This is a genomic window from Pseudocolwellia antarctica, assembly GCF_049933045.1.
Taxonomy (GTDB): domain Bacteria; phylum Pseudomonadota; class Gammaproteobacteria; order Enterobacterales; family Alteromonadaceae; genus Pseudocolwellia.
This window is the reverse complement of record NZ_CP187926.1, coordinates 74,416-99,706: the sequence shown is the minus strand read 5'-3', so window position 1 is coordinate 99,706 and position 25,291 is coordinate 74,416. Positions and strand designations below refer to the sequence as shown.

Genomic DNA, 25,291 nt, shown 5'->3' with positions numbered 1-25,291 from the left:
TAAATTCAATATTAAGAGTAACTATGTTTGAGCAGTTTGACCTAGATTCTGAACTTCTAGGCGGTATCCAAAATGCAGGTTTTAAAAAACCAACATCAATTCAAGAACTTGTTATACCTGAAGCGATGCAAGGTAAAGATATTTTAGCCTCTGCACCAACGGGTACAGGTAAAACAGCTGCATTTTTACTTCCTGCTGCACAACACTTACTTGACTATCCAAGAAATAAACCTGGGTTTCCTCGTGTATTAATTCTATCTCCTACACGTGAGCTTGCTTTACAAACTCATGAACAATGTGAGTTATTGACGTCTCTTACCCATTTAAAATCAGGTGTGATCACTGGTGGCGTTAATTACGGTAGCCATAAAGAGTTACTAACCACTAATCTTGATATGTTAGTTGCGACTCCTGGTCGTTTAATGGAATACATTGAAAGCGAACAGTTTGATGCCCGCGATATTGAGATATTAATACTTGATGAAGCTGATCGCATGTTAGACATGGGGTTTTCTGAAGTTATCAATCGTATTATTGCTGAAGCACGATGGCGCAAACAAACCATGCTATTTTCTGCAACATTGGAAGGTGCTGGTGTTATTCGTTGTGCAAAAGAAGTATTAACAGAGCCTGTATTCTTAGAGTCGAATCCTTCTCGAAAAGAAAAAGCTAAAATTCATCAGTGGATCCATATTGCTGATGACTCTGATCATAAGTACAAGTTGCTAGCCAATATTCTTAAACAAGAAGACGTTAAACGTGCTGTAGTTTTTGCTAATAAAAGAGAAACAGTACAACATTTATCAGGTAAGCTTTATGCTGATGAATTACCTTGTGCTTGGCTTGAAGGCAAAATGCCACAAGACAAACGTAACAACTCGGTTGACCGTTTACGCACAGGCAAAGTAAATATTTTAATAGCAACTGATGTTGCTGCTCGTGGTTTAGATATTGATGACATTACTCATGTTATTAACTTTGATATGCCAAGAAAAGCCGATATTTATATACATAGAATCGGTCGTACAGGCAGAGCTGGAAACAAAGGTACGGCGATATCTTTAGTTGAAGCACATGATATGGCGGTTATCGGTAAAATTGAACGATACGCTGATGAAAGACTTCAACGTCGTGTAATCGAAGAGCTACGCCCTAAGCATAAAGAAGCTAGAGTTGCGGTTAAAAAACCGAAAGTTAAAAGAACAACAGCTCAGAAAAAAGCTAAAGCTAAAAAAATAGCAAAAAGATCAGCTAAGAAATCTAAATAATCATAAGACTCTTATCTAATTTTTATTTAAAGGCTTTTATCTAAACGGTCTGTTATTTTTTAAAGCTCACAAAAAAAGCACCATAATCATGGTGCTTTTCTATTTTAATTTTCGCTTAATTATTCATTTGGTTTTTATGAATACCCAATGAAATAATAAGCTGAATACCTAGCTGAAAATTTATCCTTAAAATTGGTATAAGATCTAATCCATTTCTTTACGGGTAAAGACCCAATCATTACCTTTCGATAAGTCTTCACTGTATTCATAGCCTGCACTACTAAATTTCTTCAAGTCATCTAACTTAGAAATTTTATTTTCAATAATGTAATTGGCCATCAAGCCACGAGCTTTTTTCGCATAGAAGCTGATTATTTTATATTGACCATTTTTCCAATCTTTAAAAGCAGGAGTAATAATAGTCGCCTTTAACGCCTTCTTATTAACTGACTTAAAGTATTCGTTAGACGCTAAGTTAACTAGAACATCATCACCTTGCTCAGCAATTGCAGCGTTTAAGTTTTCTGTAATGATATCGCCCCAAAACTGATACAGATTAGTACCTCTATCGTTATCTAGCTTAATGCCCATTTCTAAACGGTAAGCTTGAACCAAGTCTAAAGGTTTTAATAAACCATATAAGCCAGATAATATTCTTAAATGTTGCTGAGCAAAATCAAAAGACTCATCGCTAAAAGTATAAGCTTGTAAACCCGTATAAACATCACCACTAAAAGCTAATACGGCTTGTTTAGCATTGTCAGTGGTAAAAGGTAATGACCATTCACCAAAACGAGCAGTGTTTAGCCCCGCCAATTGATCACTAATATGCATTAATGACGAAAGATCAGCAGGCGTTAACTTTACACAACGATTGATAAGCTCCTGACTATGCTCCAATAAATTTGATTGAGTGAACTTAGGGGTTGGTGATGGTGTTTCAAAATCTAATTTTTTAGCAGGAGATACAACAATTAACATGATAAGACCTTGGTTTTAAAGCGTTTAAAAATAACTAATATTAATCACTATAGCATAGCTACAAGCTTATTTTTATTAACTTTAAGTAAAAATTGTTACTTCTCATTTAATAAAGTTAGTCAACTTATACATCATTTTATAACTAAAAATAAAATATGAATAAAATTCAAACAGTTAAATCAAACTGAAAATTAAAGATTCCACTTATTAAAAACTTATGATATTAAAAAGGTGCTGTTGTAAACAAGGAGCATTTCATGAGTACACATCAAGAAGTAGTAGATACGCAACCAAAATCAAATAAAAACAATAACAAAAGAAAATGGCGTGAAATAGAATTACTAAAAGATCAACACCAGCTAGAAAAAGAGCTCAGAGCATTAGATAATCCATTAGATTACATGCTTGATGATTATTAGCTTTTCCATATGTAAATAATCACTCTTACTAAAACTCGGTTTATCCGAGTTTTTTATTGTTAAAAAAAGACTCATCATGCCTCATAAAAATCCCCCTTCTCATCTTAAAAATCAATTCGGATTTGGTGCGACTAACGCCACAATAAACGTTTATATTGAAAACATACCGCCATTACCTGAATACCAAGAGTTAAGCTCTGTAAATGCTTTACAGCCAGGTGATGTAACAAGAATAGGACAATTAACAGGTAATCATTGGCGTAAAATCTTTAATGTTTTTGCTAAGCTATTATTTGAATATTCAACACATAACTTTACTTCTTGGCAGTTACTTCGTGATGAATATTTACTGCAAGCACATGGTAATGAGCAGCTATTATTTTCAGCCGTTAGTTTTGATGAGCTAAAAGAAAAGCAAGATGAGGATAAAGCTAATCATACTATTAGTTTAATTATGGGGAAAACCTACGCCAATAAGTTAGGTATAGATGAACACTGTTATTGGCTTTCTGAAAGTTTTGCTATTAATACGAAGAGCAGAATTATCATTTGCCCGTATTTTGATTACAGGCAGTTATCAAATATTAAAATAACTCAACTAGTTCAGCTAATGAAACAATTAGAAGCATAGAGAATAAATCTTTAATGTCGTTTTAGTTTTTAAACTTCAAACTTATTTTACGGCTGAGCTATTTATAGATTAAGGTTAAGTTAAGTTAAGTTAAGTTAAGTTAAGTTAAAGCGAAGCCAAATTTAATACAGATATAAAACGAAACTATCCCTGAAATATATTCAGGGATAGGCTAACTATTTAACCTTCTTCAGGTGTAATTGGGTTGATTGGCTCTATTTGGTCTATTGAATCTACCGCTTCATCCGTTGCATTAGGACATTCTATTTCAATACGATCTACGCGTTGTAATCCTCTTGGAAGCTTACTACCACGACGACCACGCTCACCTCTGTAATGTTCTACATCTGAAGGCTTAAGCGTTAACTTACGTTTACCTGCATGTAAGGTAATAGCACTAGTTGGTTGTATTACTTCAATAATCGTCAGAAATTCGTCTCTTACTTTGGCTCTTGCTGAAGGAATATTAATAACCTTGTTGCCTTTACCTTTGCTTAGTACAGGAAGATCTTTGATTGGGAATAAAAGCATACGCCCTTCACTTGTTATTGCGAGAACAAGTGCAGTATCAATATTATTTATAACCTTAGGCAACATAACTTTAGCTGCAACAGGTAAGCTTAATAAGGCTTTACCGTTTTTATTTCGGCTAAGCATGTCTTCAAATGAACCTACAAAACCATAACCCGCATCACTACTGAGTAGGTATTTACAGTCATCGTCTGCCATCAAGGTATGTTCGAACGTAACACCTGAAGATATACTAAAGCGTCCTGTTAGTGGTTCACCTTGGCTTCTCGCTGTAGGTAAACTATGCGCTTCAGTGGCATAAGAGCGACCCGATGAGTCAATAAATACCACAGGTCGATTACTTCGTCCTTTAGCAGAACAAAGATAAGCATCACCTGCTTTGTAGCTCAAGCTTAATGGGTCAATATCATGACCTTTGCCACATCGAGCCCAACCTTTTTCTGACACCACAACAGTAACAGCTTCGCTTGGGACTAAATCTTTTTCAGTTAAGGCTTTAGACTCTTCACGCTCTACAAGTACAGAACGACGATCATCACCGTACAATTCAGCGGCTTCAAGAATTTCTTTTTTCATTAATGTATTCATACGAGCTTTTGAATTTAACGTTTTTTCTAAGTATTCACGCTCAATATTTAATTCATCTTGCTCAGCTCGTATTTTAATTTCTTCAAGCTTAGCTAGTTGACGTAATTTGATTTCAAGAATTGATTCAGCTTGGCGATCAGACAACTCAAAGCGCGACATTAACTCAGCTTTAGGGTTGTCATAGCCACGAATAATTTCGATAACTTCATCAATATTTAAATAAGCTACGAGTAAACCATCTAAAATATGTAATCGCGCTAAAACTTTGTCGAGTCTGAATTGCAGTTTTCGTCTAATAGTTTCACGACGATACTCAATCCATTCTTTTAAAATGGTCCCTAAATTCTTAACGGATGGATTGTTATCTAATCCGATCATATTTAAGTTAACACGGTAGTTCTTTTCTAAATCGGTTGTGGCAAATAAATGCTGCATTAATTGCTCAACGTCAACACGATTTGAACGAGGCACAACAACCAAACGAGTTGGGTTTTCATGATCCGCTTCATCACGTAAATCAACCACCATAGGTAGCTTCTTAGCTTGCATTTGTGCAGCTATCTGCTCAAGAATTTTACCACCAGAAGCCTGATGCGGCAGCGAAGTAATAACAATATCACCTTGCTCTACATCATATACAGCACGCATTTTAATACTGCCGCGCCCTGTTTCATACATTTTAGCTATTTCAGCTTGCGGCGTAATAATTTCGGCATCAGTTGGATAATCTGGACCTTTAACATATTCAAGTAAATCAACCGTTTCAGCTTTTGGTGTATCAATTAAATGAATACAAGCTGCAGCAATTTCTCTTACATTATGTGGTGGAATATCCGTTGCCATACCTACAGCAATACCCGTAATGCCATTAAGCATAATATGAGGTAAGCGAGCTGGTAGGGTTTTAGGCTCTTTCATCGTGCCGTCAAAGTTAGGTACCCAATCAACAGTACCTTGCCCTAACTCACTTAATAACACTTCACTAAACTTAGATAGTCGAGCTTCGGTATAACGCATCGCAGCAAACGATTTAGGATCATCTGGCGCACCCCAGTTACCTTGACCATCCACTAAAGGATATCGGTAAGAAAAAGGTTGAGCCATTAATACCATAGCTTCGTAACAAGCAGAGTCACCATGAGGATGAAATTTACCTAATACATCACCTACAGTACGTGCAGATTTTTTGTATTTGGCTAAAGCTGATAAACCCAGTTCAGACATAGCGTAAATAATACGTCTTTGTACGGGTTTTAAGCCATCTCCGATATGTGGTAATGCACGATCCATAATGACGTACATTGAATAGTTTAAATAAGCTTCTTCGGTAAATTCTCGAAGGGGTTTTTGTTCAACACCGTCAAGACTATAATCGAGCATATCGGACATGAATGAGTTTCCTAAAAAGTTGCTAAAGCTGGATTAACCAACTCATGATGAACTTAAATTATTATTTTGATCTAATGTGTACTGGATTTTCTGATATTTAACTCGTATTTCTATCATATCTTATTGATAGTGAGTAAATAAAAGCTTAAATACCTGATTTGAATTTGAATGATATTTCACTGTGTAGATTTTAATATGTTTTTGAGTAAAACCTTACGATGTTATTTAACAAAGCACTTACCCCAAATTCAGATCACCTGACTATGTAGCTTATATGATTATCGACAATGGGAAAATACTTGATTGAGTTTTTAATACATTAAGGCTAATTTTATTGAGCTATTGAGCGTCTTGTTGATAAATTTTGATTTGCTTACCGCCGCCATCCTTAATTTCGTATAAAACATTCATTGCCGTATTGAGTAATAATTCAAAATTATTTAACGATTCACTTAACTCAACAATACCTACACTCATACCAAGCTGTTGATCTATCCCTACGTAATCAAACTTATAGGCCGCAACTTTTGCTTTTAAATGTTGAGCAATAGCTTTTGCTTCATCTATAGATGCTTCAGGTAATACGGCAATAAAGGTCGCATCTTCTAGTCGACCTAAAATATCACGTGTTCTCATAGATTCAGTACTTAATAGAGCGAACTTCTTTAAGAGTTCATCACCTATATAATCACCATGAATATCATTTAACAATTTAAAATTATCAATTTTTATAGCAAATAAACACAAACCAGAACGCGCTTCAGTGCAGCGTCTAATCGCACTTTTTCCATGCCTGAATAATGTTTTTCTGTTTCTGATACCCGTTAAAATATCTTGCTTAGAAAGTTCATGAAAATGTTTATTCGTCGCCAATAGTCGCAATAATAAGCCGATAAACAAAAGCACTAAAAAGCTCACAATATAAATATTGCGACGTTGTAAAACTTCATTGTTTAATGACTCGTCAATTTCGAGCGCTTTTAATTCGGTTTGATTATTAAGTAAGGTATTAATGTCTTTTTTGCGGTGAGTTTCATATTTCTCTTCTAAAGAAAAAATATGTTTGGCTCTTTCGTGTATTAAATAAGCGTCGTACTTAGCTATAAAAGTATTTTTGGCATCATAAGCTTTTTGAAACTGACCTATACCTGCATAGCTGTCAGCTAAAGTTTGATATAAATTAATAAACGCCAAACGACTGAGTTGATCTGAATTAATCTTCGGCTCAAGAGATTTTGCCTGTAATAAGAAATCAATCGTTTGATGATGTTGATTAATACCTTGGGTATTATTAGCCTGAACCACTAAATACAAATACTGTTCGGCAGAGTTTAGTTTATCAAAGTCAGCTTTGAGGCTTTCAGATAATGAAGTTGCTGTTGCTGATTTCAGTTCATTTAATTCAATAAGCTTTTCTATTTTTGCATTGAGAGAGAAAATAGGAATATAAAAAGCTTCTTCCTCTTCACTTGCCAATGCTCCCATCGAAAAGAAAAGCGTAAAGAATATTGTAATAATTAGAGCTAATAAGTTTCTATAATTTATGAGATGCATACTGTATTACCACCTGAAGTTACAGCTTGCTGTTTTAATGCTTTGGTTTCTTTAATTAATGACTCATAAGAGGCAGAACCTTTATTACTCATACCAATACTTACTGAAACAACTTTTAATCCGTATTTTTCCCAAGACTTTCTATAAATACTGTTATGAATTCCGTTTGCGACACTTTCAGCTTTTGCTGCACTGCAATGGGGTAAAAACACAATAAATTCATTACTTGAATATCGACCACAAAGTGCGCTTTCACCAACAAGCTTCAAAATAATTAATGAGATTTCAATTAATATATTATTACCAACTTCATAACCTTTAACTTGGTTTATATTGGTAAAATTATCTATTTTAATAATCATTACGCTAAATTCATTGTTAACCGCTTGATTGTATTCTCGCGATCCTGCCAATAATATGTTTTGACGATTAGGTATATCTGTTAAATGATCTGAACCTCGACTCTCAAGCAATTTCTTTCTATTTTTCAGATTTATAGAATAAAACCACGCTAAGCTCAACATAGTAAAAATACAAATGGTGATAAAAAAAGTTCGTTCTTGATAGTTCTCATTAACTTCTTTTAGTGCTAAAGATTGTACAAGGCGTTTATTTTCTAATATTTTAGCTTGGATCTCATGTTGCTTACTTTCATATTCGATACGTAAGCCTTCAAGTGCATATAAATTATTACGACTATTTATTGCCAGTATATTCTCATGGTATTGATTTTGAGTTTGGTAAGCTTTTTGATAAAGCCCTTGGTTATAAAATAAGTCTGATTTTATGCGGAGAATATCTAAAGTAGTATATATTTGAATATCAAGAGGCTCTAAAGGCAGCATACTTTCAGCCCTTGTAATTAACTCAAGTCCTTCTTGGTAGCGCTCTAAGTGATTTAACACATCGGCTTTATTTACTATAAAGAATAGTTCCCAACCAGCTCCATTAACGAATTCACTATACTTTTCAGCAAGTATAATATAGCTATAAGCAGTTTCAGGTTCACTAGAAGTTTTCTTTATGTAAACCTCAGCTAGTTTCGAATAAGTATGAAATAAATCGGAAATGTTACCCGATTTTTTAGCAAAAACAATTACCTTTTGATAAAACTCAATGGCTTTTAGATATTGTTTACTTTTCAAATAATGTGCCGCAGATATTCTGAGTAAAGTCATCGTTGCTTTATGAAGTTTGTCCGCTTTTTTAAAATAGTATAAAGCTTTATCATTAAACTCTACCGCTTTATTGTCTAACTTTAAATAGCTGTAGAGAATACCTAACTCCATATAAACCAAGCCTAATGTTTCATCGTCGTTTAAATTCTGTGCTTGGATTAAGGCATCATTTAATACAATAATAGAATATTCATATTTATCTTGAACATAATAAATGGCACCTAAATTAGTTAATGTATGTATAGCAACTTTACGATCATCTAACGACTCTGCTATTTCTAAAGCAGCCATATAATCTAAAAGTGCAGCTTTATAATCCCCCCTTCTTTCAGCAGCAAAGCCTCTAATATTAAGTAACTCTGCCATGTCAATGCTTGGATGTGTTAGCTGTTTAGTTAGCTCAAGCCCTTCATTCGCGATAGCTTCAGCTAAGTTATATTCTGTTTGATCACTATAAAGCTCTGCTTGAAGCTTTTTAAAACGAATACGCTCTTCAATTCGAAAATCGGGAAGGCGTTTTTCATAGAATTTGGCGAGTTTAATTGCCATTAATAAATCATCTTTTTGCAATAACTCTATCTTTGTCATGATTTCATCAAACTTTACATCTGATAACTCATTAGAGAAACTTTGAAGAGGGATCAACAAAAAAGAACACAGTATGAATATAATATGTATTCTTTTTATCAATTTTATTTTGTTTTTTACAAAAGAGTGAAACAAATATAAGGCTATTAACAAGTAAACCAGTTAGTTAGTATAAAACGAATTAGGATATACAAAAAGTGCTTATTTGATCTGTTTAGCTTTCCATATAATTTTATTAATTGCTTTCTTTAAAAATAAGATATTTATATCGCTACTTTTCGAATAAATATACCAGAGATAAGCACTAACAAAGCAGACACCAACAAACAACTTTCTATACCATAAAGCTGAAACACTACACCCGATAAAACAGTACCTAACAAACGTCCCATCGCATTCGCCATATAATAAAAACCGACATCCATAGAAACACCATCACTGTTTGCTAACGCTATAATAACGTAACTATGTAAGGATGAATTAACAGCAAATACCGCAGCAAAGGCTAATAATCCGATAACAATGACCATACTCGTTAATGATAATAAATAACCGAGTGACACAATAGATAAGATCACGCCTACCAACAAAAATGCCCAAAACGATAACATACCTGAACTGGGCAACGTCCCTTTTGATTTCCCTGTAATTTTAGGCGCTAACGTTTGAATAATCCCATATAAAATAACCCAGCAAGCCATAAAAGTACCAATAAAGTCATGTTCCCAATCCAGGCTTTCGGCCAGAAATACAGGTAAGGCGACAACAAACCATATATCTCTTGAAGCAAACAAAGTCATTCTTGCTAACGCGAGGTAATTTAATGATGATGAATTAGAGAATAGCTGTTTAAATTTAGGCTTATATGAAGTTTTTCCCAAGTCTTGTTTGAGTAGTCGAATACTGCATACTACAACAATAAAAAGCATGATTGCCATTATCAGCATCGCACTTTTAAATCCCACTGTACTTAATAAGAAAGCTCCTAAAAAGAAGCCCACACCTTTAAGTGCATTTTTAGATCCTGTTAATAGTGCGACCCATTTAAATAGCCCAGCTTTTTCCTCTTCAGGAACAAGCATTTTAATACTACTTTTTGCCGACATTTTATTAAGATCTTTAGCAATACCCGACAAAGCTTGTGCCAACATCACCCACCAAACCAATAAGTATTGCTCGGGTACAGTTAACATCACTAACGCAGCTATTTGCAAAACCAAACCAATATTCATGGTTCGGTTTAACCCTATCTTTGCACCTAACCAACCTCCAACTAAATTAGTAATAACGCCAAATATCTCATAAAACAAAAACAACATGGCTATGTTTAAAGGCGAGTAACCTAAAGCATAAAAATGCAAAACCACTAGCATGCGCAATGCGCCATCGGTTAGCGTAAAAGCCCAGTAATTGGAGGTAATTAAACAATATTGCTTAGTGGCTTCAGGTAATGTTTTTAATGAGAATGTTGTCATGGGTTATTTTTAATTTGCTAAGCCTTGATCAGATTTCCCTACCATTAATGCTAATTCAACCACTCGATTTGCGTAGCCCCACTCATTGTCGTACCACAGGTACATTTTAAGTTGGGTATCATTAATTATCATGGTTGATGGAGCGTCAACTATGGCCGAACGTGGATCGGTTTTATAATCGATAGAAACCAAAGGTGTTTCTTCGTAACCTAAAATACCTTTTAAGTTAGTTTGTGAGGCTTCTTGCATCCAAGCATTAATTTCTTCAATGCTCGTTGCTCTCTTCAACTCAAAAACACAATCAGTAATAGAAGCATTTGTTAATGGAACACGTACAGCATGCCCATTTAATTTCCCTTTTAATTCAGGAAATATATGTGTGATAGCCGTTGCTGATCCTGTAGTTGTTGGGATCAAACTTTGACCACACGATCGCGCTCTGCGTAAGTCAGCATGTGGTGCATCGATAATAGTTTGAGTATTGGTAATATTATGAATCGTCGTCATGCTACCGTGTTTTATACCAATTTTATCTTGTAATACTTTAACCACTGGCGCTAAACAATTGGTTGTACACGAAGCAGCGGTAACAATAGGATGAATATCAGCATCATATAAATCGTGATTTACCCCCATCACAATATTCAATACACCTTCTTCTTTTACAGGTGCAGTAACAACAACACGTTTAACATTCTGATCTAAATAAGGCTGAAGTTTAGCTTTTGATTTCATCACACCAGAAGCATCAATAACAAGATCACACCCAGACCAATCAGTTTCAGCAATAGCTTTATTCGATGATATAGAAATTGATTTCCTGTCAATTGTCATAGCTTGTTCATTCGCTAGCGCTTTATGTTCCCAAGTACCGTGAACAGAATCATAATTAATAAGATGGGCTAATGTTTTAGCATCGCCTGCAGGATCATTTATGTGAACAAATTCAATTTCAGGCATATTCCAACCCGCTCTAAAAGCCAGTCTTCCCATTCTGCCAAAACCATTAATACCTACTTTGATTGTCATATTACTTCCTCAGTATTTTATTCATTTAGAGCCATTTACTAGCAGCATTCTTGTTGTCTGTTAGGTCGACTACCCCATTCATGTAACTTAGCTTGATAAGGTTTTATATAATCTTGATTATTCGCTACACATACCGAAAGGCACTCTTTTTGCCATTGCTTTAAATCAGGTGATATTGAATAAAACACCCATTTGCCAGATTTTCTGTCAGTTAATAATCCATGTTGTCGTAATTGAGCCAAATGCCGAGATATTTTAGGCTGAGACAATTCCATTGCCTGAACAAACTCACAAACACACAATTCAGTTTCAACAAAAGTCATCATTAGAATACTTAATCGAGTTTCTTCAGCTAGGTTTTTAAAAAAGGTGACTGGATCCATAAAACAACCTACACATATGATATTCCATATATGTTAAAGTTTTATGAAAATTTACACAAGATTATTTACATAAAATTATGATGCTAAAAATTTAACTCTGATTTTCGAGGTGTATACTGTTGCAATAAAACATCATATTCAGCATTCCGCCTCTTATTTATTTGAGGTCCTCAAAAAAATGGTTTAACAAAATTGTTATGAAAGAAATAGGGTTAAAGAAAATAAATCAACGCCACTTTGCGCAAAAAAAACATAGTGCAATTGAAGATTATGCCATTATTGAAGAGCCTTTATTAATCTCCTTATACTACCTAGATGCTGACTCAAATGGCTATAAAACTACTGATTTGACGATAGTTATGCGAACGCCTGGTGAAGATACCCAGCTCATCATTGGTTTCTTATTTAACGAACAAATTATTAATTCAGAAAAAGATATTCTCAACATAAAAATTAATGATGAATCACAAAATAATAATCATGTTATCGTTAAATTAGCAGAGACAGTTAAACCCAATTGGCAAAAAATAACTCGCTCTTTCGCCAGCCAATCCAGCTGTGGAATTTGTGGTAAAACCTCTCTAAATAGCTTAGCAATAAATGTTAACAGTATTATAAATAACGAAAACGCTTGGCTAAAAAGTACGGATATTATAAAGCTTGCTAACGATCTTAAATCTCACCAACCGCTATTTCAGCAAACAGGCGGAGTACATGGTGCGGGCTACGTTGTAAGCAATGTGTGGCGTTGTGTTTATGAAGATGTAGGTCGTCATAACGCGGTTGATAAAGTGATTGGCGATATGATTATTAACAATAAACGTGATGAAAAATCGATACTCGTTTTAAGTGGCCGTATTAGTTTTGAATTAATGCAAAAGGCAATTACCGCCGCTATACCTGTAATTGTAGCCATTGGTGCTCCATCTAGCTTAGCTATTTCGGCGGCAATACAATTTAATATCACCTTAATTGGCTTTACTAAAAACAATCAATTTAATGTTTACCATGGCAACCATCGCATTGATTACGATACCTCTGCGGTTGATGCTATTAAATAAGGTAATACCAGATGACAGTAAAAAAATATACAGGTCACGCAGGTGGTTGGGGTGCTTTAAAAAGTACAGCAACCCATTTACTAAAAAGTGACAATATTGCTAAAAACATTAAAAACCTTCTTAAAACCAATCAAGATCATGGTTTTGATTGCCCTGGCTGCGCATGGGGTGAAAAGGATGAACCAGGTAGATTCCGTTTTTGTGAAAATGGCGCAAAAGCCGTTAACTGGGAAGCAACCTCTCGTAGGGTAGATAATTCTTTTTTCAAAGAACATTCAGTTAGCTGGTTAAGAAAGCAAAGTGGTTACTTTTTAGAATACCAAGGTCGATTGGCTGAACCTGTTATATACAATGCTGAAACAGATCATTACGAAGCTATTTCTTGGGGTGATGCTTTCTCTATTATTGCCAAGCATTTAAATGAGCTAGAAGATCCAAACCAAGCTGAGTTTTACACATCAGGTAGAGCCAGCAACGAAGCTGCCTTTTTATATCAATTATTCGTGCGAAAGTTCGGTACTAACAACTTTCCTGATTGCTCGAATATGTGTCATGAAGCCAGCGGAGTTGCATTAAAAGAATCTATCGGCATTGGTAAAGGCACAGTAACAATAGATGACTTCGAACACGCTGACGGTATATTTGTTTTTGGGCAAAACCCTGGAACTAATCACCCTAGAATGTTAGATACCCTTAGTCATGCATCTCGTCGAGGTGCAAAGATCGTGACTTTTAATCCTTTAAAAGAAAGAGGATTAGAACGATTCGCCAACCCGCAATCAGCTATAGAAATGATTTCTGGTGGCGCAACTACCATTTCTCATCATTATTTCACCCCAAATTTAGGTGGTGATATGGCCTGTGTGCGTGGCATGGTTAAAGTATTATTAGAACGTCATAACCTTGCTCAAAAAAACATGAATAAAACTGAACAAAGGGTATTTGATCTCGACTTTATACAAGCACATACCCAAGGCTTAGATGAATATTTACAACTAGTTACTGAAACATCATGGGAACATATTACCGAACAATCAGGCCTAACTATTGAACAAATAACATTGGCAGCTAACGTTTATCAACAATCAAAAAATGTCATTATTACCTGGGCAATGGGTATCACTCAGCACAAGCATTCTGTTGCTACTATTCAAGAAATTACCAACTTACAATTACTCTTTGGGCAAATAGGAAAACCTGGTGCGGGTTTATGTCCTGTTCGAGGTCATTCGAATGTTCAAGGTGACCGAACCATGGGCATTAATGAAAAGCCTGACGATAAGTTCTTAGATAATTTATCTAACGTGTTTTCATTCACTCCGCCGAAAGAAAGTGGTCATAATGTGGTGGAAGCCATTGAGGCGATGCTTTCAGGTAAAAGTAAGGTTTTCATTGCATTAGGCGGTAACTTTGTTTCAGCCACACCCGACACTTCATTCACCGAGCAAGCACTCACTAACTGTGAACTTACTGTAAATATAGCAACAAAACTGAACCAAACACATTTACACCCAGGTAAAACCTCTCTCATTCTGCCTTGTTTAGGTAGAACAGATATTGATTTACAAGGCAGTGGTGAGCAATCAGTTACTGTTGAAGATTCATTTTCTATGGTACATAAATCAAAAGGTGTGGTTGAGTCTAATACTGAAAACATGCGCTCTGAACCTGCAATTATTGCAGGCATTGCACATGCAACCTTAGGTAATTCACCTGTTGAATGGCTTCGTCTTGCTAGCAATTATGATTTGATAAGAGACTATATTGCGCAAACATTTCCAGAGTTTAGCAAGATGAATGAACGCCTTGCTCATCCAGGTGGATTCTATTTAGGTAATAGCGCCGCAGAATTATCATGGAATACTGTTTCTCAAAAAGCTCAAATTAGCTCGAATCCATTACCTGAAGATATTATATCTGCCTCAATTAGAGCACTAAGCAATAATCGAATATTCTTACTACAAACTCTCCGTTCCCATGATCAATACAACACCACAATTTATGGCTTTGAAGACAGATACCGAGGTATTAGTGGTGAAAGAAATATTATATTAATGAACCCAAGCGATATATCCGACTTAGCATTAGCCAATGAAGATCTAGTCGATGTGGAAAGCTTATGGCCTGATGATGTAGAAAGAAAGGTTTATGGATTTAAATTGGTATCATACGACATTCCAAAAGGTAATATAGCTGCTTACTTCCCTGAAGCTAACCCTTTAGTTGCTTTGCAAAACAAAGGTGATAGAAGTGATACGCCAGCGTCAAAGTCTATTGCCGTGATCATTAAAAAAGCAGAGCAATCGGATAGGATCATTTAGTCAATAGTCAGAACTGGATAAATAAGGAAATGGGGTATCTATAACTATTTGATATTCCCTTAAGCCTCTGTGATCAAAGCAGATAAAGAAACATTTGTGATAATTTCGTATCCTTTTAGTGTATCTGATTGATATATAAGGTTCACAGTTGGTTAATGAAAACTTGGCGGAAAGTGAAAATTTACAGCCTGATCATGTAGTAAGAAAGTGTACAGATTTACACTAATACTAAAAAGCTATTTTTACCTACTGCCGTTATTCTTTAACCAACTGCCATCATGGTGATCTTAAAAATATAATTCTACTCATTGATATGAGAAAGAAGAATGTAACCTTTCTTTCTATCGATTGATATCAACAACTACGCGACCACGAACGGTACCTGCCATTAACGCTTCAGCGGTAGAAATGACTTCACTCAGTCCTATTTCAGTAGAAATATCGTCAAATACTTCTGGGTCTAAAATATCGGCAAGGCGTTTCCAAGCTTCAATACGATCTGCAATAGGTCGCATCACACTATCAATACCAGCTAACGTAACACCACGTAAAATAAAAGGTGCAACTGAAGCGGGTAAATCCATACCTTGAGCTAAACCACAAGCAGCAACTGTGCCGCCATATTGCATACTGGCACAAACATTCGCTAAGGTATGACTTCCTGCAGAATCAACTGCGCCAGCCCAACTTTCTTTTGCAAGTGGGCGACCAGGCTCGGACAAGGCTTTTCTATCGATAACGTCTGAAGCTCCTAATTTTTTAAGGTATTCTGCTTGGTCGACTCTACCCGTTGAAGCAACAACGGTATAACCCAATTTTGCTAAAATCGCGATTGAAAAACTACCTACACCACCGTTAGCACCCGTCACTAAAATTTTACCTTTGTCTGGCGTAACACCATTTTTTTCAAGAGCAATAACACAAAGCATTGCGGTATATCCTGCTGTGCCAATAGCCATTGCTTGGCGTGGTGAAAATTCTTTAGGCAATGGAATTAACCATTCACTTTTTAAACGTGCTTTTTGAGCCAAACCACCACAGTGAGTTTCACCTACACCAAAGCCATTAAGTAGCACTTGATCGCCCACGTTAAATTTATTACTTTCGCTGTGTTCAACGGTACCCACTAAATCAATACCCGGAACCATAGGGAATTTTCTTACTACAGGTGCTTTGCCAGTGATTGCTAACGCATCTTTATAATTAATGGTGCTATGGGAAACATTAACGGTAACATCACCTTCAGGTAATACGCTTTCATCAATATCTTTAACAGTGGCTCGGTAACCTTGGTCATCTTTTTCGATTAAAATACCATTAAACATGTTGCTCTCCTTATTTAAACTGATCGTCTATAAATAGTAAAAAAAAATCTCAAGGCTACTTAAGTAACCTCAGTTCGTTTTAGAGGTAAAGTCGCCATGAAGTGGTTAAAGTAATTTTCTAATGGCTTAGTATCTTGGACCAGCTTTGCTCGACTAACAGCCCCTTCCCAGCCAATCCAAAAACATTCTGCTAATTGTTCACAATTTGCCGTATTTGATATCTCACCTAACGACTGCGCGGCTTTAAGACAGTTTGCTATGCTATGTTGCCAGCACAAGAATATATCAATTAATTGCGGTCTAAAGCTTTCAGGTAGTAACTCAACTTCTTGTCCAAGGTTACCCACTAAGCATCCTCGTTTAAATTGGTGGCGGATCATGCCCATTTTGGCATCTTCCACAAAGTTACTGATGCGTGTTAAAGGTGAGTACGACTCATCTAACAAAAATACGTCTAATTTATTGGAAAAATAATTAGCGTACTCTTCAATAACAGCCTGACCAAATGCTTCCTTGCTAGCAAAGTAATGGTAAAAAGAACCTTTAGGCACTCCAACCTTTTTCAAGATTTGATCAACCCCTGACGAGGCAAAGCCGTTTTCTGTTAATTGTTCCAAACCACTGCGGATCAAATCTGCTTTAGTATCATGATTTTCTCGCGATACTTTGGGTGGTCTGCCACGACGTGGTTTTGTTATGGGTAAGTTCATATTTACATAATAGACCGATCGTCTATTTAATTACAAGTCTATTTAAAAAGTGCTGAATTAAGTCAATTAGAAATGATACGCCAGCGTGAAATCAATGACTTTAAGTATTAACCTTTAGTCATTAGCTCACAGGGAAGTTTGATAGGATTACTTATACCAAACGGATTAATACTAAGTTGATTAAATTAAAGTACAAAAAAAAGGAAATAATGTAACAACATCATTTCCTTTTTATTTTCTTAATAACTAACTTTAGCGGCTTCTAGTCTTCCTAATAAAAGAAGCTAACTTATGAATAACGAATATCCATCAAGCACAAAACATTAAAACGACTATGACAACTCAACCATATTACCTTTGTCTTGTAGCCATTCTTTACGGTCGCCACTACGCTTTTTAGATAACAACATATCCATCAGTTCCATGGTGCTATCAAACTCATCAATCGTTAACTGTACTAAACGACGAGTATTAGGATCCATGGTTGTTTCACGCAATTGTAATGGGTTCATTTCACCCAGACCTTTGAAGCGTTGTACATTGACTTTGCCACGTTTTTTCTCTGCTTCAATACGCGCTAAAATAGAGTCTTTTTCAGCTTCATCTAATGCATAAAACACTTCTTTACCCACATCAATTCGGTATAGCGGCGGCATAGCAACGTAAACATGACCGGCTTGAACTAAAGGTAAGAAATGTTGAGTGAACAAAGCACATAGTAATGTTGCGATATGCAGTCCATCTGAATCGGCATCGGCTAAGATACACACTTTACCGTAACGTAATTCAGATAAATCATCAGAGTCAGGATCAATTCCTAAAGCAATTGAAATATTATGTACTTCTTGCGACGCGAGTATTTGACCAGAATCAACTTCCCACGTATTAAGAATTTTACCTCTAAGTGGCATAATGGCTTGTATTTCTCTGTCTCGTGCTTGTTTTGCACTACCACCAGCAGAGTCACCTTCCACTAAAAACAGTTCGGTTCGCGTAATATCTTGGCTACCACAATCAGTTAACTTACCTGGTAAAGCGGGACCTTGTGTTACCTTTTTACGAATGATTTTTTTACTTGCGCGCAAACGACTTTGTGCATTTGAAATACAAAATTCAGCAAGGGCTTCCGCTATTTCTGTATGTTCGTTTAGCCATAAACTAAAAGAGTCTTTTACTACGCCTGTAATGAATGCTGCACATTGACGAGACGATAAGCGCTCTTTGGTTTGTCCTGCAAATTGTGGATCCTGCATTTTTACAGACAGAATGTATGAACATTTATCCCAAACATCATCAGGTGCTAACTTAACACCGCGTGGTATTAAGTTTCTGAATTCACAGAACTCACGCATAGCTTCAAGCAAACCTTGTCTTAAGCCATTTACATGTGTACCGCCTTGTACCGTAGGAATAAGGTTTACGTAACTTTCACCGACACCCTCTCCACCTTCTGGTAACCAAGTAACCGCCCAGTCAGCCGCTTCTTGTTGTGATGTAAATGTTCCTACGAAAGGTTCTTTTGGTAAGGTTTCATTGTCTTTAGTTGAGTCTTTTAAGTAATCGACTAAACCGTCTTCATAAAACCAGTGGTATTTTTTGTCTTCGTTTTTATCATGAAATTTAATCGTTAAGCCAGGGCATAATACGGCTTTAGCTTTTAATAGATGTATTAAACGACGCGATGAGAACTTAGGTGAATCAAAATATTTAGGATCAGGCCAAAATTTAACACGAGTCCCTGTATTACGTCGTCCTACTGTGCCAGTTTCATGTAACTCTTCAACTTTATAGCCATTTTCAAACGCCATTTCGTAAACTTTACTATCGCGTCTTACCGATACATCAACACGTGTTGATAAAGCATTTACAACTGAAATACCTACACCATGTAAACCACCCGAAAATTGGTAGTTTTTATTTGAAAATTTACCACCAGCATGTAACTTACAAAAAATAAGCTCTATGCCAGTTACACCTTCTTCAGGATGAATGTCAGTTGGCATACCTCGACCATCATCAATAACTTCCAACGACTGATCTTTATCTAATATTACGGTTATATTTTGCGCATGACCCGCCAAGGCCTCATCCACAGAGTTATCAATAACCTCTTGTCCTATGTGATTAGGGCGAGATGTATCGGTATACATACCTGGACGATGTCTTACTGGGTCTAAACCACTAAGAACTTCGATAGAATCAGAATTATATTGTTCAGTCATTTGAGTCGTCTATTCGTTATATTAAAAAATACAGAAGGATGTTTGTTTTTTACTTTGGTACATTTGTTATCTTAATACCTGCCAATTTACTCTTTTAACTGGAGAAATTCTACAATTTGCGGCAGCATATTTTTATAATTAACAAAGCTGTGATCGCCACCTGGTTGAACTATAACCTGACTGCCTTGGAATTTATCAACAGCTTGTTGAAAATTTAGCACTTCATCACCCGTTTGAACCATTACCATGTAGTGATCTTTAGAAACTATTTTCTGCTCTAAGGCTATCAAATCATTAAGATAATTACTTTCTACCTGATAGTGTTCTTGTGTATATGGATTAACTTGTTCGCCTAGATAACCCGATAATAGTTCGTAAGGTTTAATGGCTGGATTAATCAGCACAGCCTTTATGCCATAAACTTCACTAAGGTAAGTAGAAAAATAGCCACCTAAAGAAGAACCAATTAATGTCCATGTTTCTGTAGATGATTTATTCACCGTTAAATATTGTTCGAGTTGCTCAATCGCTGCTTTAGGTGTTGTCGCAACTTGAGGACAATAAAACTTAACCTCAGGTAGGTGTTCAGCCAAGTAGCTTTTAGTTAACTGAGCTTTTTCTGATAAAGGCGAAGAGTTAAAACCATGGATAAAAAGTACGTTATTCATCATCTTTCCCTTAAGTTAATTCTATGGCGGTTTTTGTAGCCACAAAATGTGTACGAGTTATAAAAGTATGATCAGCAAACAGTTCAAATATTCTATAACCTGCGCCTTGCCCATTACAAGCAGACGTATCTTTCGTTTGATCAAATTGAATTGAGGTTGCTGGACAAGCGTACAAAGGAATGGGATAGCCTGACTGTTCGGGAAGTATCGCTAAGTTGTTGTGAACATGACCGCACGCTAAAAGCTTTATTGTTGGCTGTTGAGTTATAGCATCCCAGAACATAGTTTTGTTCTCCAGACCATGTTTATCAATAGAATAACCTACATCAATGGCATGATGATGCATCATCACTAGTTGCATTTTACTCGCTTCAATATTATCAGTTAATTCATCTAAACTTAGTTGAGAAACATAACCCGCTGGTGTTGCACTTTTGCTATTGATAAGCAATATTTGCCAATAATCATTACTCAACTCTTTTGCTGAATTGAAAGGAGTACCCGTTAAGTAGTTTTCTAGCTGCGAAAACTCGTCATGATTACCTGCAATAAAATGAACAGGTATTTCTATATTCTGCTGTTTAAAAATATCAACAAATTGCTGATAAGAAGCATCTGTATGATCTTGAGTTAGGTCGCCTGTAAAAATAATCGCATCGGGTATTTCTACAGATGTTATATGGCTAAGCACCTGAATGAGATTTTGATGTACATTCGCACCACAGTGCAGTGCGCTTTCATCAGAAAACAAATGTGTATCGCTAATTTGCGCTATTTTTAAAGGTTTATTCATGCGAGTTTTATATGCTTATTTTAAATTAAGTGCGACTTTAACTTGGCCAAGTTCATGACATAGCTGTAACCATTCTTTTAAAAACATATTAATTTGTTGTTTTTCATCAGGTAAATGCATTTTACTGTTTGGGTAATCGTATCGCGGTTTTACTTGCCGAATATTCTGAGATGTAATCACTTCAGCCATACGAGCATCATGATATAAACGAATCACCATTTTAGGTTGAAACAGTTGAGAGAGTTCCTTACCCATTTCTATCGTATCTTGGCTCATGGTAATTAGAGTCGTGTAGCGAGTCACTTCAGTTACAGTAACCACATACGATAAGAAGTCTGAAATAAAAAACTTACCCGCTTGCCCAACTTCTTCTTTGTCTGCCAGCAGTTTTATTAACAGCATGTAGTTCACGTCACATAAATTCATTAATGTGGCTAATTGCGGTTTATATTTTTTTGCATGTACTTTCATTGAACAACCTGAACTTTTGAAAATGGATTTTGTTTTATCTAAGAAATACTATGATGACCAAGACTTTTGTAAACGAGCATAATTTAGCTGCAACCATTGTAACCCAATTACTGTAGAGGCATTGCTAATTTTTCCTTGTGCGAGTAAATCTAAAGCCTCTTCTCTACTCATCACATGAACAAGAATATCTTCACCCTCTTCTTCTAATCCGTGCACACCACCCACATCCGTTACATCGACTTTTGCCGCGAACATATAAATACATTCACTCGTGCCTCCTGGGCTAGTAAAAAATCGACTTACTTCAATAATATCTTCTTTACTGATGTCTAAATTTGCTTCTTCTTTGGCTTCTCTAATAGCAACGTCGATTGGGTGTTCATTTTCACCAAACATCCCCGCAATAAACTCTAACTGCCAAGGTGTTTTATCATTCATTGCCCCTAAACGAAACTGCTCAATGATAACAACCTTATCGGTAACGGGATCATAAGGTAAAAGCACAACGGCATCACCTCTTTCAAATATTTCTCTTTTTAAAGTAATACTTGTACCGCCCTGATATAAGCGATGATTAACATGAACTTCATTAATAGAGAAAAAGCCTCTAAATTTTTTCTCTACTTTTTCAATAGTCATATCTTTATGACTGAACCTTAAAATATCAGGAGATGTTTTTTTCATGTTCATGAGTTTTTTCCTTAAGAAAATTAAATATTAAGTAACTGCTTGAGCTGTTCTCAAAATAATCACTGATATAATGTTAATGTTTTGAAAGAAAAAGAGATACAAGATCGCAACTTTAAAAATATAAAAACCTTAAAAGCTGTACAGATAGAGGTATAAATATCAAGAGCATTAATCAAGTTTCAGCTGACTAAATTCATAAAAATTAGACTGTTTTGAGTGTATCGCTACCAATAAATATTTTGTTACACTAGAATAGATTTATAACGACTTTTTTTCGTTTGGCTAATAACCTAAGTTGAGCAAAATAAGTATAATAGAATGCTTAAATCTGGGCCTTAATAAAATGAATACCCAGATAAAAAATACCTAAAGGGATTGTGCATCCATGCAAAAAAAACTTATATCTTTCATTGTTGGCTTAAGCGCTATGGCAACATCTCAGTTATCATATGCTGAAAACTTAGTTGATGTTTACCAACAAGCACAAGCGAATGATCCTGTTGTATTAAGAGCTCAAGCGCAATTTAATGCTTCTGAAGAAGACATTATTCAAGCGCGTGCGGTGTTACTACCGCAATTATCTGCCTATGGTAGTTATACATATTCTAAAAGTGAATTAGACGACCTAGATTACGAAGATGATAGAATTACAACCATTGGTGCTAGTTTATCAATGGAACTTTATAATCATGCTTCATGGTTAAAGTTAGGTACCGCTAAAAAAAGTGCTCATCAAAGCGACATTGCATTTCAAGTAGCTCAGCAAGAATTAATTATCAGAGTAACGAAAGCTTACTTTGACGTATTAAGTGCTAAAGACGATTTAGAATTCGCTAAAGCAGAAAAGAAAGCGGTTGAACGTCAATTAGACCAAACAAAACAACGTTTTAATGTAGGTTTAACTGATATTACTGATGTGCACGAAGCTCAAGCTCAATACGATAACACTATAACTGCCGAAATCAGTGCAGAAAACGATGTGTATAGTGCTGAAGAAGCGTTACGTGAAATCACTAATGTGTACCCGCGTAATTTAGATGAATTAAATACAACACGCTTTAGTGCATATCGTCCATCACCTGATAGTGCCGACGCTTGGCAAAAAACTGCTGAAGCGAAAAACCTGAACTTAATTTCTCAGAAAATATCTTTAGACGTAGCTAAAGACACTATAAATATTTCTCGTGCCGGCCATTATCCAACAATTGGTTTAACGGGCTCTTATATAAAAACAGATACTGAAGATAGATTACTGAGCAGACAAGATGCTAACTACAACAACCAATCTATTGGTATTGAAGTTAATGTACCTTTATATTCTGGTGGAGCAATTTCTAGCTCAGTTCGTCAAGCACAAAGTAACTATGTTGCTGCTAGCCAAGATCTATCGCAAACACATCGCAGTGTTGTAAGAAATACACGTAATGCTTACAACACAGTAATTACAGCGGTATCTGCGATTAAGTCTTTAGAGCAATCGGTAATTAGTGCAGAAAGTGCTTTACGCGCAACACAAGCGGGTATGGAAGTAGGTATTCGTACCATTGTTGATGTATTAAATAGTACACGTAATTTGTATAACGCTAAGCGTAACCTTTCATCTACACGATATAGTTACATTCAAGCAATTTTATCGTTAAAACAAGCTGCCGGTACTATTACAGAGCAAGACTTAATCGATATTAATAAAGGTTTATTACCTTCAGTTTAAGTAGGTAAATAACACTTATAAAATAAAAAAGAGATATTTTAGTAAAATATCTCTTTTTTTGTTATTACATTTTATTAGCTAATCTAAAAATAGTACTCTTCCCTTGCTAAGATTCATCTTACATTAGCCTCACATTAGCGTTCGGTAAAATGCGATTAACTCGTTAGCTTCTCTTTCTACTGAATAATGCTCAAGTACTCTTTTTCTTCCTGAAATACCCATTTGTTTTAGCTTTTCAGGATCACTCAATAACAAGTCCATTTTCTCAACCACTGCAGGCAAGTTTTTCGTTGGAACAACATAGCCTTGTTCACCTTCTTCTACAACTTCTGGCCAAGCTCCTGCTTCACTTGCAAGTACAGCAGAACCGCTACTCATCGCTTCCAATATTGTTAAACCAAAACCTTCATTATCACTTAAGGCAACAACTAAAGATAAAGAACGAAAAATATTAGGAATATCGGAAAAATTTTGTTCGCCAGCAAAAATTATTCGATGGCTTAAACCTGCTGCTTCTATTTTTTCTTTCAGCGAAGTAACAAGCTCTTCATCACCACTTCTGATAGCGCCCACTACAACCGCCGTATAATCCGGATGTTTTTCTAATACTTGAATACAAGACTCAACAAAAAGATGCACGCCTTTTTGCTTTCTTACACGCCCTAATATAGCTATACCGTATTTACCTTGTTGTGCAGTTTCAGGTAATAAGTTTAAAGATTGCCAAGCATTTTCTTTATTGACGGGTGGTGTATACATATCGGTTTTAACACCATGATAAATAATAGCATCTGGTGCTTTGTGTAAATAACTAGCCGAGGCTTTACACATAGCTAACACCGCATCCATTCTATTTGTAAGCCACTTGGTAAAACCCGCACGTTTACGCTGTGCCGCAGAACTAAAAATCATTTTGATTTTTGCGCCAAACACATATTTAAGTAATAGCGCTTGGATCATTTCATCTACACGACGAGCATGAAAAATACGGAATCGACCATCACTTAATGGCTTACGACACATTTTAACCACTTCCCAAAAGCTAATATTTAAAGATTCGTCGCTCAGGTGATGTTTTCCCATAACACGTAAATTAATTAGCTTTTGCTGCTCCGACAAGACTTGTAGCATGGTTGAGGTAACACCTGAAAAATTTGGATTTGAGTTACCAATAATTAACTCAATTTCTTCTGAACTACCCGACTGCTTTGTGTTTGAACTCATCGACTTTATAAACCAATATATTTAAAAATATGCCCGTATTCTACGTTAAAGAATAGTTGATTTAAATAACTTAAAAGGCAA

At 35.8% G+C, this 25,291-nt stretch carries 21 protein-coding genes; 6 read left to right on the top strand and 15 right to left on the bottom strand.

Annotated features, from left to right (window positions below; translation table 11 throughout):
* Nucleotides 1-23 precede the first annotated feature (23 nt).
* Nucleotides 24-1,268, top strand: coding sequence for an ATP-dependent RNA helicase SrmB (gene srmB, locus ACPUVN_RS00425; protein ID WP_426358543.1), 1,245 nt, complete (start codon nt 24-26; stop codon nt 1,266-1,268).
* Nucleotides 1,269-1,472: 204 nt separating this feature from the next.
* Here srmB and yaaA read toward each other — a convergent pair whose 3' ends face one another.
* Nucleotides 1,473-2,249 (bottom strand): peroxide stress protein YaaA, encoded by a 777-nt coding sequence (yaaA, locus tag ACPUVN_RS00420; protein ID WP_426358544.1) that lies wholly within the window; start codon nt 2,247-2,249, stop codon nt 1,473-1,475.
* A 257-nt stretch (nt 2,250-2,506) separates the two neighbouring features.
* Here yaaA and ACPUVN_RS00415 point away from each other — a divergent pair, with 257 nt between their 5' ends.
* Both ACPUVN_RS00415 and ACPUVN_RS00410 read left to right on the top strand, forming a co-directional pair.
* Complete coding sequence (locus tag ACPUVN_RS00415; RefSeq protein ID WP_426358545.1) at nt 2,507-2,668, top strand: DUF3545 family protein; 162 nt, start codon at nt 2,507-2,509, stop codon at nt 2,666-2,668.
* Between the two features lie 76 nt (nt 2,669-2,744).
* Nucleotides 2,745-3,299: a DUF6942 family protein gene (locus ACPUVN_RS00410; protein ID WP_426358546.1), complete on the top strand. Its 555-nt coding sequence runs from the start codon at nt 2,745-2,747 to the stop codon at nt 3,297-3,299.
* A gap of 180 nt (nt 3,300-3,479) precedes the next feature.
* Here ACPUVN_RS00410 and parC read toward each other — a convergent pair whose 3' ends face one another.
* The 6 genes from parC to ACPUVN_RS00380 all read right to left on the bottom strand — a co-directional run bounded on the left by parC (nt 3,480) and on the right by ACPUVN_RS00380 (nt 12,014).
* Complete coding sequence (gene parC, locus ACPUVN_RS00405) at nt 3,480-5,807, bottom strand: DNA topoisomerase IV subunit A (RefSeq protein ID WP_426358547.1); 2,328 nt, start codon at nt 5,805-5,807, stop codon at nt 3,480-3,482.
* A gap of 339 nt (nt 5,808-6,146) precedes the next feature.
* The gene (locus ACPUVN_RS00400) at nt 6,147-7,361 is read right to left on the bottom strand and encodes a GGDEF domain-containing protein (protein ID WP_426358548.1); all 1,215 of its coding nucleotides are present in this window, start codon (nt 7,359-7,361) and stop codon (nt 6,147-6,149) included.
* A complete protein-coding gene (locus ACPUVN_RS00395) occupies nt 7,349-9,127 on the bottom strand; it encodes a diguanylate cyclase domain-containing protein (RefSeq protein ID WP_426358549.1) in 1,779 nt (592 codons plus the stop codon). Before ACPUVN_RS00395 ends, ACPUVN_RS00400 begins: the two co-directional genes overlap by 13 nt.
* 263 nt (nt 9,128-9,390) lie before the next feature.
* On the bottom strand, nt 9,391-10,602 hold the full coding sequence (gene arsJ, locus ACPUVN_RS00390) for an organoarsenical effux MFS transporter ArsJ (RefSeq protein ID WP_426358550.1): 1,212 nt from the start codon (nt 10,600-10,602) through the stop codon (nt 9,391-9,393).
* 9 nt (nt 10,603-10,611) lie between these two features.
* Nucleotides 10,612-11,631, bottom strand: a complete 1,020-nt coding sequence (locus ACPUVN_RS00385; protein ID WP_426358551.1) for an ArsJ-associated glyceraldehyde-3-phosphate dehydrogenase — start codon at nt 11,629-11,631, stop codon at nt 10,612-10,614.
* 38 nt (nt 11,632-11,669) lie between these two features.
* The gene (locus ACPUVN_RS00380) at nt 11,670-12,014 is read right to left on the bottom strand and encodes a metalloregulator ArsR/SmtB family transcription factor (RefSeq protein WP_426358552.1); all 345 of its coding nucleotides are present in this window, start codon (nt 12,012-12,014) and stop codon (nt 11,670-11,672) included.
* A gap of 197 nt (nt 12,015-12,211) precedes the next feature.
* Here ACPUVN_RS00380 and fdhD point away from each other — a divergent pair, with 197 nt between their 5' ends.
* Both fdhD and ACPUVN_RS00370 read left to right on the top strand, forming a co-directional pair.
* Nucleotides 12,212-13,075 (top strand): formate dehydrogenase accessory sulfurtransferase FdhD, encoded by an 864-nt coding sequence (gene fdhD / locus ACPUVN_RS00375; protein WP_426358553.1) that lies wholly within the window; start codon nt 12,212-12,214, stop codon nt 13,073-13,075.
* An 11-nt stretch (nt 13,076-13,086) separates the two neighbouring features.
* Complete coding sequence (locus ACPUVN_RS00370) at nt 13,087-15,396, top strand: FdhF/YdeP family oxidoreductase (protein ID WP_426369731.1); 2,310 nt, start codon at nt 13,087-13,089, stop codon at nt 15,394-15,396.
* 341 nt (nt 15,397-15,737) lie between these two features.
* Here ACPUVN_RS00370 and ACPUVN_RS00365 read toward each other — a convergent pair whose 3' ends face one another.
* The 7 genes from ACPUVN_RS00365 to ACPUVN_RS00335 form a co-directional block, all read right to left on the bottom strand.
* A complete protein-coding gene (locus tag ACPUVN_RS00365; RefSeq protein WP_426358555.1) occupies nt 15,738-16,721 on the bottom strand; it encodes an MDR family oxidoreductase in 984 nt (327 codons plus the stop codon).
* Nucleotides 16,722-16,780: 59 nt separating this feature from the next.
* On the bottom strand, nt 16,781-17,431 hold the full coding sequence (locus ACPUVN_RS00360) for a TetR/AcrR family transcriptional regulator (protein ID WP_426358556.1): 651 nt from the start codon (nt 17,429-17,431) through the stop codon (nt 16,781-16,783).
* Between the two features lie 332 nt (nt 17,432-17,763).
* On the bottom strand, nt 17,764-19,653 hold the full coding sequence (gene parE, locus ACPUVN_RS00355) for a DNA topoisomerase IV subunit B (RefSeq protein WP_426358557.1): 1,890 nt from the start codon (nt 19,651-19,653) through the stop codon (nt 17,764-17,766).
* 86 nt (nt 19,654-19,739) lie between these two features.
* Entirely contained in the window at nt 19,740-20,321 is a 582-nt protein-coding gene (locus ACPUVN_RS00350) for a YqiA/YcfP family alpha/beta fold hydrolase (protein ID WP_426358558.1), read from the bottom strand.
* Nucleotides 20,322-20,331: 10 nt separating this feature from the next.
* The gene (locus tag ACPUVN_RS00345) at nt 20,332-21,114 is read right to left on the bottom strand and encodes a metallophosphoesterase (RefSeq protein ID WP_426369729.1); all 783 of its coding nucleotides are present in this window, start codon (nt 21,112-21,114) and stop codon (nt 20,332-20,334) included.
* A 15-nt stretch (nt 21,115-21,129) separates the two neighbouring features.
* Nucleotides 21,130-21,585, bottom strand: a complete 456-nt coding sequence (locus ACPUVN_RS00340; protein WP_426358560.1) for a DUF1249 domain-containing protein — start codon at nt 21,583-21,585, stop codon at nt 21,130-21,132.
* Nucleotides 21,586-21,633: 48 nt separating this feature from the next.
* Nucleotides 21,634-22,275: an NUDIX domain-containing protein gene (locus tag ACPUVN_RS00335; RefSeq protein ID WP_426369728.1), complete on the bottom strand. Its 642-nt coding sequence runs from the start codon at nt 22,273-22,275 to the stop codon at nt 21,634-21,636.
* A 385-nt stretch (nt 22,276-22,660) separates the two neighbouring features.
* Here ACPUVN_RS00335 and tolC point away from each other — a divergent pair, with 385 nt between their 5' ends.
* Entirely contained in the window at nt 22,661-23,986 is a 1,326-nt protein-coding gene (tolC, locus tag ACPUVN_RS00330) for an outer membrane channel protein TolC (protein ID WP_426358562.1), read from the top strand.
* A gap of 129 nt (nt 23,987-24,115) precedes the next feature.
* On the opposite strand, the gene ACPUVN_RS00325 is transcribed toward tolC, so the two are convergent.
* Entirely contained in the window at nt 24,116-25,210 is a 1,095-nt protein-coding gene (locus ACPUVN_RS00325; protein WP_426369727.1) for a glycosyltransferase family 4 protein, read from the bottom strand.
* Between the last annotated feature and the right edge of the window lie 81 nt (nt 25,211-25,291).